Annotated in this window: 11 protein-coding genes, 1 tRNA gene and 1 riboswitch; of the genes, 8 read left to right on the top strand and 4 right to left on the bottom strand. The window is 74.6% G+C overall.

Going from position 1 to position 17,136, the window contains the following annotated elements:
* Positions 1 to 285 precede the first annotated feature (285 nt).
* Positions 286 to 1,110: a glycerophosphodiester phosphodiesterase family protein gene (locus tag ACIQVZ_RS02450; RefSeq protein WP_350876514.1), complete on the bottom strand. Its 825-nt coding sequence runs from the start codon at positions 1,108 to 1,110 to the stop codon at positions 286 to 288.
* 79 nt (positions 1,111 to 1,189) lie between these two features.
* Positions 1,190 to 2,647, bottom strand: a complete 1,458-nt coding sequence (locus ACIQVZ_RS02445; RefSeq protein ID WP_402446505.1) for a purine-cytosine permease family protein — start codon at positions 2,645 to 2,647, stop codon at positions 1,190 to 1,192.
* A riboswitch (TPP riboswitch) is annotated at positions 2,640 to 2,787 on the bottom strand. It overlaps the preceding gene by 8 nt.
* A gap of 243 nt (positions 2,788 to 3,030) precedes the next feature.
* Here ACIQVZ_RS02445 and ACIQVZ_RS02440 point away from each other — a divergent pair.
* The 6 genes from ACIQVZ_RS02440 to ACIQVZ_RS02415 all read left to right on the top strand — a co-directional run bounded on the left by ACIQVZ_RS02440 (position 3,031) and on the right by ACIQVZ_RS02415 (position 9,469).
* A complete protein-coding gene (locus ACIQVZ_RS02440) occupies positions 3,031 to 4,905 on the top strand; it encodes a S1C family serine protease (RefSeq protein ID WP_402446502.1) in 1,875 nt (624 codons plus the stop codon).
* Positions 4,906 to 4,968: 63 nt separating this feature from the next.
* A tRNA-Ser gene (locus ACIQVZ_RS02435) sits at positions 4,969 to 5,056 on the top strand.
* 118 nt (positions 5,057 to 5,174) lie between these two features.
* The gene (locus ACIQVZ_RS02430; RefSeq protein ID WP_402446499.1) at positions 5,175 to 6,002 is read left to right on the top strand and encodes a MerR family transcriptional regulator; all 828 of its coding nucleotides are present in this window, start codon (positions 5,175 to 5,177) and stop codon (positions 6,000 to 6,002) included.
* Positions 6,003 to 6,113: 111 nt separating this feature from the next.
* A complete protein-coding gene (locus ACIQVZ_RS02425) occupies positions 6,114 to 7,478 on the top strand; it encodes an FAD-binding oxidoreductase (protein WP_402446496.1) in 1,365 nt (454 codons plus the stop codon).
* Between the two features lie 427 nt (positions 7,479 to 7,905).
* Positions 7,906 to 8,235 carry a hypothetical protein gene (locus ACIQVZ_RS02420; protein ID WP_363579777.1) on the top strand — a complete coding sequence of 110 codons (330 nt, stop codon included), beginning with the start codon at positions 7,906 to 7,908 and terminating at the stop codon, positions 8,233 to 8,235.
* A gap of 448 nt (positions 8,236 to 8,683) precedes the next feature.
* A complete protein-coding gene (locus ACIQVZ_RS02415; protein ID WP_350876456.1) occupies positions 8,684 to 9,469 on the top strand; it encodes a pyridoxal 5'-phosphate synthase in 786 nt (261 codons plus the stop codon).
* A gap of 63 nt (positions 9,470 to 9,532) precedes the next feature.
* On the opposite strand, the gene ACIQVZ_RS02410 is transcribed toward ACIQVZ_RS02415, so the two are convergent.
* The gene (locus ACIQVZ_RS02410; protein WP_350876454.1) at positions 9,533 to 10,597 is read right to left on the bottom strand and encodes an EamA family transporter; all 1,065 of its coding nucleotides are present in this window, start codon (positions 10,595 to 10,597) and stop codon (positions 9,533 to 9,535) included.
* A gap of 152 nt (positions 10,598 to 10,749) precedes the next feature.
* Between ACIQVZ_RS02410 and ACIQVZ_RS02405 the strand changes: the two genes are divergently transcribed.
* Together ACIQVZ_RS02405 and ACIQVZ_RS02400 are read left to right on the top strand one after the other, a co-directional pair.
* Positions 10,750 to 11,607 carry a DUF1906 domain-containing protein gene (locus ACIQVZ_RS02405; protein ID WP_402446492.1) on the top strand — a complete coding sequence of 286 codons (858 nt, stop codon included), beginning with the start codon at positions 10,750 to 10,752 and terminating at the stop codon, positions 11,605 to 11,607.
* Positions 11,608 to 11,754: 147 nt separating this feature from the next.
* The gene (locus ACIQVZ_RS02400) at positions 11,755 to 13,416 is read left to right on the top strand and encodes a long-chain fatty acid--CoA ligase (protein WP_350876450.1); all 1,662 of its coding nucleotides are present in this window, start codon (positions 11,755 to 11,757) and stop codon (positions 13,414 to 13,416) included.
* Between the two features lie 103 nt (positions 13,417 to 13,519).
* Here ACIQVZ_RS02400 and ACIQVZ_RS02395 read toward each other — a convergent pair whose 3' ends face one another.
* On the bottom strand, positions 13,520 to 17,029 hold the full coding sequence (locus tag ACIQVZ_RS02395; protein ID WP_402446489.1) for a PAS domain-containing protein: 3,510 nt from the start codon (positions 17,027 to 17,029) through the stop codon (positions 13,520 to 13,522).
* Positions 17,030 to 17,136: the final 107 nt, after the last annotated feature.

Genomic DNA, 17,136 nt, shown 5'->3' with positions numbered 1-17,136 from the left:
CACGCGCCACCATCAACGCCACCCCCGGACCTCCTTCAGCGTATGCCGAGGGAGAGATGCCCCTTGGTAATGCGTCGGAAACGACCGCCGGACGATCCCGCGAGGACATTTCAAGCGATTGCGACCGAGGGTGGACCTGAGGTCATTCCGTGCTCACCCTGCGTCGCACCGGCGCATGAATTCCGGCAATAACGCGCCCGGAAGGTTTGACTGCCGACCAGAACGATCAGGTTGTGTCCGGGCTTTGCGGGTGGATTTGCGGCGGCCCCGCGGACCGACGCCGGATCACCGACCGAGCTGCGCCAGGACCTCGGCGGGCCGGTTGGTGATGATCGCGGACACCCCGAGCTCCAGGCACAGTTCCACGTCGGCCGGTTCGTCCACGGTCCACACGTGCACCTCGTGCCCCAGCTCGCGCAGCCGCGTCACCAACTGCGGGCGGGCCCGCACCAGGTCGATGCCGGGCCCGGCGATCCGCGCCCCGCCCGGCAGCGGGGAGCCCGGGCGCAGCCGGCCGAGCAGCGGCAGGGTCCGTTCGAACAGGAACACCCGCCGGTACTCCGGCGCCGAGGCCGCCACCCGGTTCAGCCCCACCGAGGAGAAGCTCATGATCCGGGCCGAGGGGCGCTCGCCCTCCCGGCTCGCGCCGATCTTGAAGCGTTCGAGCGTCCGCAGCAGCTCGGTCTCCACCCGGCCGCGGTAGCGCACCGGGTGCTTGGTCTCGATCGCCAGGTCCACCGGGCGGCCGCAGTCCACCACCAGCTCCAGCAGCCGCTCCAGCCGCAGCACGCCGCGCAGCTCGGGGTCGGTGCTGGGGCGGCCGGTCTTCCAGGCGCCGAAGTCGTACGCCTCCAGCTCGGCCAGCGTCATCGCCGAGACGGTGCCCTGGCCGTTGGAGACCCGGCCGATCCGGCGGTCGTGCACGCAGACCAGCTCGCCGTCGGCGGTCAGCCGGACGTCGCACTCGACCGCGTCCGCGCCCTCGTCGAGCGCGCGCCGGTACGCCGCCAGGGTGTGCTCGGGCAGGGCGTGCGAGGAACCGCGGTGGGCGATCACCTGGACGGGCGGCGTGGTGCGCGCCGCCGTCGAGGACGGGTCTGTGCTGGTCACGGGCCCCACGATAGGCGGCGGAAGTGACGCGCAGGCGAAGACGGCCCCAATCCGCGGGGCCGTCTTCGGTGCCGGTCGGTCAGCTCTGCGCCGCCCTGCGGGTCAGCGGGGTGAGAGCCCAGGTGACCAGGGCCGGCACCAGGAAGGCGAACAGCGAGGCGGACGTCCACTCCTGCGGGGTGAAGTGCAGGGCGTCCTGGGCGGAGGTCCAGAAGTCCGTCCACCAGCCGGCCACCGCGGTCGGCGCGATGAACTGGTAGACCGCGAAGCCCAGCACCCACGGCAGCAGCATCAGGCGGCGCGAGGGCGCGTCGGCGGAGAGGTTCCAGCCGTACCGGCCGGCGCCGAAGAAGTAGTCGACCGCCAGCACCGCCAGCAGCGGCACGAAGACCGAGCCGATCAGGCCGAGGAAGTTGGTGTAGGTGTCGGTGAACTTGTCGATCTGCAGCGCCAGCACGGTGATCAGCAGGCCGATCCCGCCGGTCAGCACCCGGCGGTCCACCTTCGGCAGCAGGTTCTGCACCGACATCGCGGTCGAGTACACGTTGGCGAAGGACTGGTCCGTCTCGCGCAGCACCAGCACCAGCAGGAACAGCCAGCCGGCCCAGACGCCGAGGAAGGAGTCGAAGATCCTGTTCGGGTCGCCGCCGGACTGCAGCAGCGCCATCAGGCCGAGCACGTAGCACCAGACCTGGGCGATCGTGTAGCCGGAGAAGCTGCCCCAGAACGCCGAGCGCGCGGTGCGCGAGTGCCGGGTGTAGTCGGCGGCCAGCGGGACGAAGGAGATCGACACCGCGATCATCGCGTCGGTGGCGCCCAGGAAGCCGTGCCAGTTGCCGGCGCCCGGGTCGGGCACCCCCTGGCGGCCCAGTTGGACGGTGAAGTACACCATCGCGACGGCGACCGCACCGGCCACGAAGCGGCGCAGCACCGCGATCGAGCCCAGCGGCCAGATGGTCAGCGCGGTGGTCAGCGCTCCCGCCAGGAGCACGAACAGCCAGCGGTAGCCGTCGGTGTGGGCGACGGTCTGCGCGCCCGCCGCGATCGTCAGCAGCTCGAACACGCCCCAGCCGACGCACTGGACGATGTTCAGCACCGTCGGGACGTACGACAGCCGGGTGCCGAACAGCCCGCGCAGGTTCGCCATCGCGGGCGCGCCGGTACGGGCCCCGATCAGCGCGGCCACGCCGAGCATCGCGGTGCCGACCACGGTGCCGGCCACGATCGCGGTCACCGCGGCGGCCAGCGACAGCTCGCTGCCCTTGGCGCCGAGCACGGTCGCGGCGGTGGAGAAGCCGATCAGGCTGACGCCCAGGTTCATCCAGAGCGCGAAGTGGTCCCGGAAGCGCAGCGTGCGCGGCGGCTCGGTGTCCAGCACGAGCGGCGCCTCGGTACGCTCCGGGCGGTCCAGGACGGCGGTCGCCGTGCCGGTGGGGCCGGTGCGCCCGCTGTCACCGCCGTCAGCGGCCGGGGACGGTTCCGGGAAACCCTTGGACGCGGGCGCGCCCGAAGAAGAGGATGGCGAAGCAGGCGACATGGCCGATACTCCCTACGCCGGCATTACCCGGACAGGTTCCGGCGGTCTGCGCCCCCTCGACGGTCCGCCCACGATCCCGTGGCGTACGGTCGACCAGCGCACTCTCAGCCTGGTTGGTCCAAGCTCCCGCGTGTCAGTTGTGAGCGACAGGCTAACCGGCCCGGGGGTGAACGCCAAGGCCACGGGGTGTGCGGCCCGCATCGCGGGACGCCCGGCGGAGGTGGGGGAGCCTCCGGTCGTCGGCGCAGGACAGCCTGGTCGGCGGCCCGGCTGTCGGCGGCGGCTAAGGATTCTTATGAGTTATTCAGAGGGGTCCTTACGGCAATCGAATCGGCAGTACGAAAAACTATGGTCCTTGGTTCTGTCAGCTATGGAGGTCGTTCGTGAGCACCGAGCGCGAGGTTGGGCCCACCGGGCCGCAGGGGGAGCAGCCCTCGGGCGGCCAGGCGGCGGCTGTTCCCGCTTCCGACGGCCACGCCTCGGGCGGGCACCAGCCGACACTGGCCTTCGGCCGGGTCCCCGAGCCCGGGGCCGCTCCGGCCGCCGAGGCCGCACCGGCTGAGGCCGCGCCGACGGAGGGCGTCGCGGCCGATGGTGTTCCGGCCGAGGGGGGGTACCAGCCCACCGTGGCCTTCACCAAGGTCCCCGCGCCGGAGGCGGCCCCGCAGGCCCCGGCCGCGCCGGTCGCCGACGCGCCGGCCGCGCCGGTCGCCGACGCGCCGGCCGCGCCGGTCGCCGACGCGCCGGCCGCCCCGGTCGACGCCGCCGCCGGCTACATCGACGCGCCGCCGCCGGTCCTGCCGCCCGCCCCGCCGGTCCCGGCCGCGCCGGCGGCACCCACCGCACCCGCCGCACCCGTCGCCGAGAGCCCGGCCCTGCCGTCGGGCGCCAACCCGTACGCCACCCCGGCCCACGGCGTCCCCGCCGCCGGCCCGCACGACCCGTACGGCACCCCGGCCGCCCCCGGCGCGCCCGCCGCGCACCCCGCGCCCGGCCACCACCCGTTCGGCGCCGGCCAGCCGCTCGGCGGCTGGGGTGCCGCCCACGACGCCGGCGGCGGCGCGGGCTACCCGGGCGGCCCGGCCGGACCGCTCGGCTACCCGGCCGACTACCCCGGCGGCCCCGGCGGCCCGCGCAAGAAGCGCGGCGGCGGCCTGGTCGCCCTGATCGCCGCCGTCGCGCTGGTCGCCGGCGTGGCCGGCGGTGCGCTCGGCGTGACCGTCGCGGACCGCAACGACAGCACCAACAGCGCCGACGACCACCGCAGCACCACCGTCCAGGCCAGCAACACCCAGAAGAACGAGCCCGCCCCCGGTTCGATCGCCGGCATCGCGCAGAAGGCGCTGCCCAGCGTCGTCACCATCAAGGCGCAGGGCAACGGCGAGTCCGGCACCGGCACCGGCTTCGTCTTCGACACCGAGGGCCACATCCTCACCAACAACCACGTGGTCGCGCCGACCCTCAACGGCGGCAAACTGACCGTCAAGTTCGCCGACGGCACGTCCTACAACGCGTCCGTGCTGGGCCACGCCGAGGGCTACGACGTCGCCGTGGTCAAGATCGACAACCCGCCGAAGAGCAAGCTGGCCCCGCTTCCGCTGGCCGACTCCGACAAGGTCAACGTCGGTGACGCCACCGTCGCGATCGGTGCGCCGTACGGCCTGGAGTCGACCGTCACCAGCGGCATCGTCAGCGCCAAGGACCGCCCGGTCGCCTCCGGCGACGAGACCGGCGGCCAGTCCTCCTACATGAACGCGCTGCAGACCGACGCCTCCATCAACCCCGGCAACTCCGGCGGCCCGCTGCTCGACTCCAGCGGCTCGGTGATCGGCATCAACTCGGCGATCCAGTCCAACGCCTCCGCCAACGGCCGGGCCGGCAGCATCGGCCTCGGCTTCGCCATCCCGATCAACCAGGCCAAGTGGGTCGCCGACACCCTGATCAAGACCGGCAAGCCGGTCTACGCCAAGCTCGACGTGCTGCGCAACGACGACTACAAGGGCGACGGCGCGCAGATCCAGTCCCGCGACATCCAGGGCCAGCCCGCCGTCACCCCCGGCGGCGCCGCCGACAAGGCCGGTCTCAAGCCGGGCGACGTCATCACCAAGCTCGGCGGAGTGCCGATCGACAACGGCCCCGCCCTGGTCAGCCGGATCTGGACGCACAAGCCCGGCGAGACCGTCGACGTCGAGTACACCCGCAACGGCCAGCAGTTCAACACCAAGGTCACCCTCGGCCAGCGGGACGGCGACAGCTGACCCCCACCCGCACGAAACGGTGTGCACCGAACCCCGCCGGACCCGTTAGGCTGACCTCCGCCTGGAGAGCTGCCCGAGCGGCCTAAGGGAACAGTCTTGAAAACTGTCGTGCGGTGACCCCGTACCGTGGGTTCGAATCCCACGCTCTCCGCTGGTTGGAGAACCACCTGCTCAGGGCGGGTGCCGAGATCACTCGGCACCCGCCTTCCGCGTTTTCGGCGGGCGGGGGTTGACCCTGACACGGTGGCAGGGGGTGGAGTGGGGGCACCATGTTGAACATCGGAGACTTCGCCAGCCACGGCCGGGTGTCGGTGCGGATGCTGCGCCACTACGACGCGATCGGGCTGCTGCGGCCCGCCAGGGTGGACCCGGTCAGCGGGTACCGGTCCTACGAGGCGTCCCAACTCGCCCGGCTCAACCGGGTGATCGCGCTCAAGGAGCTCGGCTTCACGCTGCAGCAGGTGCGGGCCGTCCTGGACGAGCAGGTGGACGCGGCCGAACTGCGCGGGATGCTGCGGCTGCGCCGGGCCCAACTCGCCGAGGCGATCGCCGCGGACGAGCAGCGGCTGACCCGGGTGGAGGCGAGGCTCCGGACGATCGAGAGCGAGGGGACCATGTCCGCACACGACGTCGTACTGAAGCGGGTGCCGTCCGTCCGGGTGGCCGAACTGACCGCGGTGGCCGCGAGTTACCAGCCGGAGGACATCGGACCGGTGATCGGCCCGCTGTTCGCGGAGCTGTGCCGGCGGCTGGTCGAGGCCGGGATCGCCGAGGCGGGCCCGTCCGTCGCCCGGTACGAGGACGTGCCGGAGGGCGAGGGCACGGTGCTGATCCGGGTGGCCGTCCCGGTCGGGCCGGCGGTGGAGCCGGGCCGGTACGGCTTCGCGGTGCTCGACCTGCCGCCGATCGAGGAGGCGGCGACGGTCGTGCACCGCGGCTCGATGGACGAGGCGATGGGGAGCTTCCAGGAGCTGGCCCGCTTCATCGACGCGAACGGCTACCGCTCGGCCGGCTACGCCCGGGAGCTCTACCTGGAGTGCCCGGACGACCCGGCGCGATGGGTCACGGAGTTCCAGGAGCCGGTGGTCCGCCGGTAGGCCCGGTCCGGCCGGGGCTCACGCCCGCGGATCCGCCGGGGGCCCACTTGCCCGGCCCCCGGCGGGCGGGCAGAGTGCGGTGGAGGTGGCGGGCGGCGAGCGGAGGCGGCGATGGGTGACCTGACGGACCGACTGGCGCAGGGCCTTCCGGCCGGGGCGGTGGTGGTGGATCCGGACGTGACCGCCGCCTACCGCCACGACATGGCCGGCTTCTGCGCCGCCGGTGCGCCCGCCGTGGTGGTGTTCCCGGAGACGGTCGAGCAGGTGCAGCACGTGCTGCGCACCGCCACCGCGCTGCGGGTGCCGGTGGTGCCGCAGGGGGCGCGGACCGGGCTGTCGGGGGCGGCGAACGCCGTGGACGGCTGCATCGTGCTGTCGATGGTGAAGTTGAACCGGATCCTGGAGCTCGACCCGGTGAACCGGATCGCGGTGGTCGAGCCCGGCGTGGTGAACGCCGAACTGTCGCGAGCAGTCGAGGAGTTGGGCCTGTCATACCCGCCGGACCCGTCCAGTTGGGAGTCCTGCACGATCGGCGGCAACATCGGCACCGGCGCGGGCGGGCTCTGCTGCGTGAAGTACGGCGTCACCAGCGAGTACGTGCTCGGCCTGGACGTGGTGCTGGCGGACGGGCGGCTGCTGTCCACCGGGCGTCGGACGGCCAAGGGCGTGGCCGGGTACGACCTGACCCGGCTGCTGGTCGGCTCGGAGGGCACGCTGGGCGTGGTGGTCCGGGCGGTGCTCGCGCTGCGCCCCGCGCCGGCGCCGCAGCTGGCGCTGGCGGCGGAGTTCCCGAGCGCGGACGCGGCGGGCGCGGCCGTCTGCGAGGTGATGGCGTGCGGCCTGACCCCGTCGCTGATGGAGCTGATGGACGCGGTCAGCGTGCGGGCGGTCAACGACCTGGGGCGGATGGGGCTGCCGGAGACGACCCGGGCGCTGCTGCTGGTGGCCTTCGACGGGCCGGACCGGGAGGCCGGGCTGGCGCGAGTGGCGGAGCTCTGCCGGGCCGCCGGGGCGACCGAGGTGGTGCCGGCCGAGGACGAGGCGGAGTCGCAGCTGCTGCTGGAGGCGCGGCGGCTGGCGCTGCCCGCGCTGGACCGGTTGGGCACCACGATGATCGACGACGTGGCGGTGCCGCGCTCCCGGCTGGCCGAGATGCTGAACGGTGTGGCGGTGATCGCCGAGCGGCACGCGCTGACCATCGGGGTGGTCAGCCACGCCGGGGACGGCAACACCCACCCGATCGTGATCTTCGACGGCTCGGACGAGGAGCAGGCGGCGCGGGCGCAGCGCTCCTTCGACGAGATCATGGCGCTGGGGCTGGAGCTGGGCGGCACGATCACCGGGGAGCACGGGGTGGGGCTGCTCAAGCGGGACTGGCTGGCGCGCGAGCTGGGGCCGGTCGCGCTGGACCTCCAGCGACAGCTGAAGGCGGTCTTCGATCCGCTGGGAATCATGAACCCGGGCAAGATGGTGTGATGGCATTTCCCCCCATATTCCAGTACGACTTTCCGATGGTCTGGGAATGGCTGGAAAAGTCGACATGGGAGGGTGGTCGAACTTTTCGGGGGCGCGTTCCCTGATTTCCCTGCGCCGGGGTGGTGCGCCCGGTGGTTCGTGTGATGGCGGAGCGCCCTGTCTGGAGGGCCTTCCGGGAGGTCGTCATCCGGGCAAAGCCCCAGCTCAGTAGGGGTGTGTCGGCGCACTGTCCGATTTTCGGTCCGTTATGCGCAGCCCGGGTGGATATCACGCTAACGGGCGAAAACTGCTCCGTCGACTAGTGCTTTGTCGATTTGTTGCGGAAGTCTGTCTCTCGGCGTCGCAGCCCGCAGGTGTTCGTCTGGCCGGCGAACTCCCGCACCCCCTGCTCGACAATTGCACGATTTACAGCTTCTTGGAGGCTCTCATGGCTCGCATCCACACCCGCCGGGTGGCCGGACTCCTGCTCGCCGCCCCGCTCGCGGCCGGCCTGCTGCTGGCCGGCGCCGGTGCTGCGGCCGCCGACAACGGTGCGGGCGCCGGTGCCGGCTCCAACGCCGGCGTGGTGTCCAACGTCGGCACGGGCAACGTGTTCGGCGGGGTCGACGGCAACTACATCTCCACCCAGCAGACCGCCACCGGGACGGGTGCCTCGAACCAGAACAACACCCTCGCGGTGAAGGACAACGCGGGCACCATCCTGGCCGGGCAGTCCAACAAGAACATCAACGTCGTGTTCGCCCCGATCTTCCACTGATCCGATCGGGCACCACCGACGGCGGGGGCGCCGGAGGTGGGCGGCCGCGGGTGAGCTGAGCACTCGCGGAGGGGCTCGAACCAGTCTCCGGGCGGAACTCCCGCCCGGGCGCGGATCAGAACAGCGCATGACCGGCCAGCGGAAAGGGTCACCGCGAAGCCGGCCTCGTGGGCGGTGCCGCCATCGGCACCGCCCACGAGTGCGTCCGGAGCCGGGCGCGAACCGCCCCGGGCCCGCTCGCCGCCGGCCGCCCGTCGCCGCCGACACCGCTCGGGACCGCCCGTCGAGGCCCGCCCGGACTGCGCGAACGCGTCCAGCGAGGGCCCGCGCCCGGAGCCGTCGGTGTTCGGCGGTACGGTTGCGCTCCGACAGCGCACCACGTGCCCGGGCCCGGGAAGGACGGCCCGGCCGGGGCGGCGACCGCGGCAACCGGAGGAGAGGGCGCGCGATGGCGGCGGAGGAGGAGGGCCTGACCGGCCCGGGCGAGGCCTGGCCTGCACCGGAGCCGGATCCGCGATCCGGGCCGGACGCCCGCCGGGAGCCGGCCGAGCACCGGCCCGAGCCGAAGTCCGTGCCCGAGCTGCTGCTCGGCCGCCCGCCGATGGCCCGCCCGCTGCCGACCTTCGACGCCGAGGCCGCGCCCGCCGAGCCCGGCCCGCTGTTCGTGGACTGGCTCGCCACCGCGCTGGCCGCCGGCGTGCCGGACCCGCAGGTGGTCACCCTCTCCACGGTCGACGCGGACGGCCTGCCGGACGCCCGGGTGCTGGTGCTGCGCGACGTCGACGCGGCCGGCACCGGCTGGGTCTTCTCCGCCGCCGCCGACAGCCCCAAGGGCCGCCAGCTGGCGGACCACCCGGCCGCCGCGCTGACCGTCTACTGGCCCCAGCTGGGCCGCCAGGTGCGGGTCCGCGGCACCGTCGAGCGGGCCGCCGACCTGGTCGCCGCCGCCGAGTTCGCCACCCGCTCCCCGGACGCCCGGGTCGGCGCGCTGGTCGGGCGGCAGAGCGAGCCGATGGCCTCGCTCGCCGAGTACGACGAGGCCGTCGCCGTCGCCCGCCGCCGGCTGGAGGCCACCCCGGACGCCGTCGCGGCCGGGCACGCGGTCTACACGCTGTGGGCGCACGAGGTGGAGTACTGGCAGGGCGACGCGCAGCGCCGGCACGTCCGGCTGCGGTACACCCGCACCGGCCCGGTCCGGACCCCGGAGTGGTCGCGCACCCTGCTGTGGCCGTGACGCTCTGACGCTCTGACGCTCTGACGGTCCGAGGGCCCGGCCCTCGGACCGACCGCGCCGCCCCTACCGCCGCCCGGTCAGCGTGGCTCCCACGCTGGCCGCCACCACACAGCCGATCCCGGCCAGCTGCGGCACGCCCAGCAGCTGGCCGAGCACCACCAGGCCGACCAGCGCGCTGACCGCCGGCTCCAGACTGACCAGCACGCTGAACACCCGCTGCGGCATCCGTCGCAGCGCGGTCATCTCCAGCGCGTACGGGATCACCGGCAGCAGCAGCGACACCCCGGCCACCGCGGCCAGCAGCCCCAGCGGCGAGGCGCCGGGCGCGGTCAGCCCGTCCCAGGCCTGGCCGAGTCCGAACGGCGCCAGGGCGAGCGCGCCGACCGTCATCGACACCGCCAGTCCCTGGAAGCCCTGGAAGGCGGCGCCGACCTTGTCGGTGAACAGGATGTACGCGGCGTAGCAGGCGGCCGCCCCGAAGGCGTAGAGCAGGCCGACCGGGTCGAGCCCGCCCCCGTCGCCGCCCTCGCCGAGCAGGGTCAGCAGGACGACGCCGCCGGCGGCGAGCAGCGCCCAGAGCAGGTGGCTGGCGCGCCGGGCGAAGACCAGGGCGACCGCGAGCGGGCCGAGGAACTCGATGGTCGCGGCGGTGCCCATCGGCAGCCGGTCGATCGCCCCGGCGAACAGGAAGGTCATCCCGGCCGAGGCCACGCCCAGCAGGGCCGCGGCGGCGAGGTCGCGCGGGCGCTTGTCGCGCAGCCGGGGCCGGGTGACGGCGAGCAGGATGACCGCCGCGAAGCCCAGCCGCAGGAAGGTGGTGCCGCTGACCCCGAGCGGGCCGAACAGCGGCTTGGACAGCGCGATCCCGGTCTGCACCAGGAACATCGCGGTCAGACAGAGAAGCGGCGCCGGGATCCTCTCCGGGCGCCGCAGGACCTTCGGGAGTCGGCCGGTGGGTCGGCCGAGGGGAGCGTCGGGCGGTGCCGTGGAGCCGGGTGCCCCGCCTCGTCGCCAGCTGCCCCGCTCGCCGGCGGGCTCGCCCTGGGGGGCGGGCGGCATGGCAAGCGCCTCGGCGACGGCGGCAGCCGGCATCGGGGCGGTGGTTTCGCTGGGATGGGAGCTGGGCATATGGGCGAGTTTGCCGTAAGGAGTGACAAACGGGCAAGCTCGTTACAACTATCGGGACGGATGCGGATGGGTACGGCCGAAAGGGTGAGCTCTCCCGGTGCGCCCGGCGTGGTTGCCGCATTCGTCCGATGGTCCGTCAGTAGCAAGGGCGGGTGCGCTATCTCCGCCCCGTGGCCCTGTTCGCCGCCTCCCTCGTGCTCCTGCTGGCCACCGACGGGACGGGCGTGAGCGCCGGGGCCGCCGCCCTCCCCCGCATCCGGGCCCTCACCCTGTCCGACCGGTTCGGCCCGCCCAGGATCCACGACGACTTCACCGGCCCCGCCTTCGACGTCTGCGCCGCGCCGCCCCTCGACACCCTGCGGGCCTGGCACGGGGCCTCCCCGTACGGCGCGCTCGGCATCTACGTCAGCGGCGCCCAGCGCGGCTGCGGCCAGCCCCGGCTCACCGCCGAGTGGGTGCGCCAGGCCCGCGCGCTGGGCTGGCGCTTCCTGCCGGCCCACGTCGGGCTCCAGGCACCGTGCAGCGAAGTCGGCAACAAGCCGCGCAAGATCGACCCCGCCCACGCGGTCGAGCAGGGCCGGGACGAGGCCACCGAAGCCGTCCACGCGATGGGCTCGCTCGGATTCGGCAAGGGCGGCCCGGTCTACCTCGACATCGAGGCCTACCCGATGCGCGACCCCGCCTGCGGCCAGGCCGTGGTCGACTTCGCCGTCGGCTGGACCCAGGCCCTGCACGCCGCCGGCTACCGCTCCGGCTTCTACTCCAGCCTCGACTCCGGCATCGCCGACCTGGCCGCCGCCGCCCGGGCCGGCAGCTTCCCGCTACCCGACGCCCTCTGGTACGCCCGCTGGGACGACCGGGCCGACACCACCGGCTCCGGCGCCCTCGGCTCCGACCTCTGGGGCGACCACCAGCGCGTCCACCAGTACCGCGGCAACGTCGAGGAGACCTACGGCGGCGCCACCCTCACGATCGACCGCGACCACGTCGACGGCCCGACCGCGGGCTGAGACGTCGCCGATCCGTGATCTGGGCAACGGCGCCGGGATACTGACAGCGGGCGGGGCGGGGCGGCACAATCGGGCAGGTCCGCGCGCATTACCGCCCGGTAGGCGCCGCAGGCGCAGCCGCCAGTGCCGCCAGGTCAAGGAGGACCCGTGTTCAGCACGATGCAGGACGTCCCGCTCACCGTCGCCCGGATTCTGGAGCACGGGTCCACCATCCACGGCCGGTCCACCGTCACCACCTGGGCCGGCACCGGGCCGGTCGTGCGGACGTACGCCGAGGTGGGGGCGCGGGCCGCGCAGCTCGCCCACGCGCTCCGCGACGAACTGGGGGTGACCGGCGACGACCGGGTCGCGACCCTGATGTGGAACAACTCCGTCCACCTGGAGGCGTACCTCGCCGTCCCCGCGATGGGGTCCGTGCTGCACACGCTCAACCTGCGGCTGCCCGCCCACCAGCTGTCGTTCATCGTCAACCACGCCGCCGACCACGCGGTGATCGTGGACGGCAGCGTGCTCCCGCTGCTCGCCGCCGTCCTGCCGGACCTCGCCCCGACGCTGCGGCACATCGTGGTGAACGGCCCCGGCGACCGCTCGCTGCTGGCCGGCTTCCCGGGCACCGTGCACGACTACGAGGAGCTGATCGCGGGCCGGCCCACCGCCTACCCGTGGCGCGGCGACCTCGACGAGCGCGAGGCCGCCGTGCTCTGCTACACCTCCGGCACCACCGGGGACCCGAAGGGCGTGCTCTACAGCCACCGCTCGGTGTACCTGCACTGCCTCCAGGTCAACGCCGGCGACAACTTCGCCTTCACCCCGCGCGACACCGCGCTGCCGGTGGTCCCGATGTTCCACGTGAACGCCTGGGGCATCCCGCACGCCGCCTTCATGTCCGGTGCCAACCTGCTCATGCCGGATCGTTTCCTCCAGCCCAAGCCGATGGCCGAGATGATCGCCGCCGTCCGGCCCACCGTCGGCGCCGCCGTCCCGACCATCTGGAGCGGCCTGCTGGACGAGCTCGACGCGGGCGACTACGACACCTCCAGCCTGCGGATGGTGGTCATCGGCGGCAGCGCCTGCCCGCCCTCGCTGATGAAGGGCTTCGAGGAGCGCCACGGCATCCGCGTGCTGCACGCCTGGGGCATGACCGAGACCTCGCCGCTCGGCTCCTTCGCCCAGCCGCCCGGCGGCCTCACCCCGGAGGAGGAGTGGCCCTACCGCGTCACCCAGGGCATCTTCCCGGCCTCCGTCGAGGCCCGGCTGGTCGGCCCGTCCGGTGAGCGGATGCCGCACGACGGCGTCGCGGCGGGCGAGCTGGAGGTGCGCGGCCCGTGGATCGCCGGGGCCTACTACGGCGGTGCCGGCCAGGACCCGGTCCGCCCGGACGACAAGTTCTCCGAGGACGGCTGGCTGCGTACCGGCGACGTCGGCACCATCACCGCCGACGGCTACCTGACCCTCACCGACCGGGCCAAGGACGTGATCAAGTCCGGCGGCGAGTGGATCTCCTCGGTCGAACTGGAGAACCAGTTGATGGCCCACCCCGAGGTGGCCGAGGCCGCCGTGGTCGCCGTCCCGGACGAGAGGTGGGGCGAGCGCCCGCTGGCCACGGTCGTGCTGCGCCCGGGCGCCACGGCCGGGCTGAGCGAGCTGCGGGCCTTCCTGGCCGGACGCATCGCCTCCTGGCAGCTGCCGGAGCGCTGGTCGATCGTCGAGTCGGTGCCGAAGACCTCGGTCGGCAAGTTCGACAAGAAGGTGATCCGCGCCAGCTACGCGGCGGACGAACTGGACGTGACGGTGCTCGGCAAGGAGTAGCCGCCCGCCCGACCGCCGAGGGCCGGCCACCCCCGTTCCAGCGGGGTGGCCGGCCCTCGGCCGTGCCGGGTGGGTCTCGCCGGTCCTCGGCGTCAGGGTGCGGTCAGCCCGCCGCGGCGACGCCCGCCTCGCCCATCGCGCCGATCCGCCCGAGCAGGTCGACGATCCGGGACTGGACGTCGGCGCTGGTCGAGCGCTCGGCGAGGAACAGCACCGTCTCGCCGGTGCGCAGCCGGGGCAGTTCGCGCGGGTCGAGGTCCACCGAGGTGTAGACCACCAGCGGGGTGCGGTGCAGCCGGTCGTTGGCGCGCAGCCAGTCCAGCAGGCCGACCCGGCGGCGGCGGATCTGGAGCAGGTCCATCACCACCAGGTTGGGCTGCACGCTGCTGGCCCGGGCGACGGCGTCGTTCTCGTCCACCGCGTGCTCGACGTGCATGCCGCGCCGCTCCAGGCTGCTGATCATGGCGGCGGCGATGTCCGGGTCGCCCTCGACCAGCAGGACGCGCGGGGCGTGGTGCTCGCCGTCGCGCGGCGCGAGGGCGCGCAGCAGCACGGCCGGGTCGGCGCCGTACGCGGCGTCCCGGGTCGCCTGGCCGAGACCGGCGGTGACCAGCACCGGGACCCGGCTGTTGAGCGCGGCGGTGCGCAGCGACTGCAGCGCGGTGCGGGTGATCGGGCTGGTCAGCGGGTCGACGAAGAGCGCCGCGGGGAAGCCGGCGACCTGGGCGTCCACCTCCTCGCGGGAGCGGACGATCACCGGGCGGTAGCCGCGTTCCTGGAGCGCCTGCCGGGTGGCCGGATCGGGCTCGGGCCAGACCAGCAGCCGACGGGCGCTGCCGCCCTCGCCGTTCGAGCCGTTCGATCCGTTCGGGCCGGCCATGGCCGGCGGCTGCTCGTCGGTCCGGTCGCCGGCGGCGGCGGGCAGTTCGGCCATCGGGCGCGGGGCGGTCCTGGTCTCGGCCGGGACGGGCGGCTGCGGTCCGGCGGCGGGCGTCGGCGAACCGCCCAGCGGGCGCGGCGGCGCGAGTTCGGCGAGGCCGGTGCCGACCGGGCGCGGGCCGGACGGGTCCTCGGCGGCGGGCAGTGCCGGGCGGGCGGGCGGCAGCGCGGCGGGGCCGCCGGGCGCGGGCCGGTCCTCCTGCGGGGTCTGGTCGGACGGTCCGGCCGGGGTCTCCTGGCCGGGGCCGGGCGGCACGGCCAGCCGGCGGCGGCGGCCGGTCGGTGCGGCGGCGGGCTCGGGCTGCGCGGGCGCCGGGCCGGCCGGCAGGGCGTGCTCCAGTCCGGGGTACACCGGGGTGTCGGTGGCGCCGGGGAGGGCGAAGCCGCCGGAGGAGTCCTCGGTGGAGGGCAGGGCGCGGCGCCGGCGGGGCTTGGTCTCGGCGCCGTCGGCGGCCGGGGCGCCTTCCGCGGCGGGCGTGCCGCCGGCCGGGGTGCCGTCGGCGGGGGCGGGGGCGGGGGCGGGGGCGGGGGCGGCACCGGTGCCGGGGCCGAGCGCGAGCGGTTCGCGCCCGCCGGTCCGGTGCTGCTGCGGGCGCTCGCCCTCGACGGGGACGGCGTAGGCGGGGCCGGAGCGGCCGTCGTCCTTGCCCCAGGGGTCGCGCTGCGCGCCGTCCGGACCGGCCACGCCCTGGCGGCCGTACGCGGGGTCGTTGCCGGTGCCGTTCCACTGTTCGGGGACGGCCCGCTCGATCCGGGCGGGGGCGTTCGGCCACTGGTCGGCGGGGGCGCTGGGGGCGGTCCGGGCCGGGGGCGCGGGTTCCTCGGCGGCGGGGCGGCCCCGGCGGCCGCGCCGCTCGGCGGCGGGTTCCTCGGCGGGCTGCTTCGCCTCCGCGGCCGGGGCCGGGGTCTCGCGCTCGGGCTGCTCGGCGCCGTCGGCGACCGGCTCGGCGGCCTCGTCGCTGCTGGGCAGCTGCGGGATGCCCGGCAGATCGGGCAGGACGGCGCTGTCGCCCTCCTTGGGCCGGTCGGAGCGGCCCTCGGCGGCCGCGCGCTCGGCGGCGGCCTTCGCGGCGGCCGGGTCCAACGGCAGCTCGACGACGTACGTGGTGCCGGCCTTGCCGGGCAGCTCGTGCGGCTGGAGCACGCCACCGTGGCGCTCGACCACCGCGCGGGCTATCGGCAGGTGGACGGGGCTGCCGCCGAGGCCGGGCCCGCGGATCTCGACCCGGGCGACCTCGCCGCGCTGGGCGGCGGCCAGGACGACGGTCGGCGGCTCGCCACCGGAGGGCAGCGCGGCGGGTGCGCCGGGGGCGGCCAGGCCGGGGGAGGGGGCGGCCGGGGCGTCCAGGGCGAGGCCGATGCCGCTGACGTCGGCGACCAGGTGGGCCAGCGCCTGGGCGAGCCGGCGTTCGTCGGCGATCACCTCGACGGCGGCGGCGTGCACCGAGAACCGCACCCGGCCCGGGCCGACCAGCTCGCCGGCCGCCTCGACGGCCCGTCGGACGACCTTGTCCAGGGCGACGGGCACCCGTCGTTCGGTCGGCTTGCGGCGGTCCTTGCCGTCCTTGCCGCCCTTCGCGTCCGGGCCGTCCGCCGGGGCGGTCTCGTCGGTCTCACCGGCCTCGGAGCGCTGGTGCGCGAGCACGCCGTCGATCAGCCGGCTGAACCGGCGGCACTCGTCGGCGAGCCGGCGCAGCGTCCAGTTGGCCTCCGGCCACAGCTGCCCGGCCGGGTCGGCGGCGAGCGCGTCCAGTCGCTGGTTCAGCGCGGTCAGCGCGCCGCCGAGTTCGCTCTCCAGGACGGCGGTGAGGTGTTCGTTGCGGGCGACCAGGGCGAGTTCGCGGCTGCGGTCGGTGAAGGTCATCACCGCGCCGACCAGCTGGTCGCCGTCCCGTACCGGCGCGGTGGTGAGGTCGACGGTGACCGGGCGGCCGTCCTTGCGCCACAGCACGGTGCCGCGCACCCGGTGCTTGCGCCCGGAGGTCAGGGTGTCCAGCAGCGCGGACTCCTCCAGCGCCAGCGGGGTGCCGTCGGCCCGGGAGTGCTGGATCAGCGGGTGCAGTTCGCGCCCGCCCAGCTCGCTCGCCCGGTACTCCAGGATGTGCGCGGCTGCCGGGTTGACCAGCACGCAGCGGCCTTCGAGGTCGACGCCGAGCACGCCCTCGGCGGCGGCGCGCAGGATCATCTCGGTCTGCTTGTGCTGGCGGCGCAGCTCGGCCTCGACGCCGAGCCGGCTGGAGAGGTCGCGGACCAGCAGCAGGAGCAGGTCGCTCGCGGAGGACGGGCGGGAGCGCTCGCGGTAGGAGTCGTACGAGGTGAGCCCGTAGCCGCGGCCCTCGCCGGTGCCGTCGTCGGGGAAGTCGTTGCCGGAGACCTCGACCGGGAAGCTGGTGCCGTCGGTGCGCCGGGCGGTCATCCGGACCGGGCGGTCGGGCTCGTCGCCGTCGCGGGCGGCCGGGCGCATCGAGCCGGGGATCCGGCTGGGGTCGAACTCGGGCAGGAGGTCCAGCACGCCCATGCCGACCAGCGAGGTGCCGGGCGTCTGGAGCGCCTGGACGGCTGCGCTGTTGGCGTCCACGACGGTGCCGTTGCTGTTCACCAGCAACAACGCGTCGGGCAGGGCGTCGAGTATGGCGGCGAGGCGAGCAGCGCCTCGGATCGGCCTGCTGCTCACGTCGACAGGTCTCCTCGGCTCAGGGCAGCTCCTCCGGAGACGGCAGTATCTCATTCTTCTTTGCGGCGGGGTCGACCCGCCTAGTAACGTGGGCGGTGGTTGGTGCC

This window comes from Kitasatospora sp. NPDC098663 (genome assembly GCF_044760075.1).
Lineage (GTDB): Bacteria > Actinomycetota > Actinomycetes > Streptomycetales > Streptomycetaceae > Kitasatospora.
The sequence above is the reverse complement of the archived record's forward strand: the minus strand, read 5'-3'. Positions and strand labels throughout refer to the sequence as shown.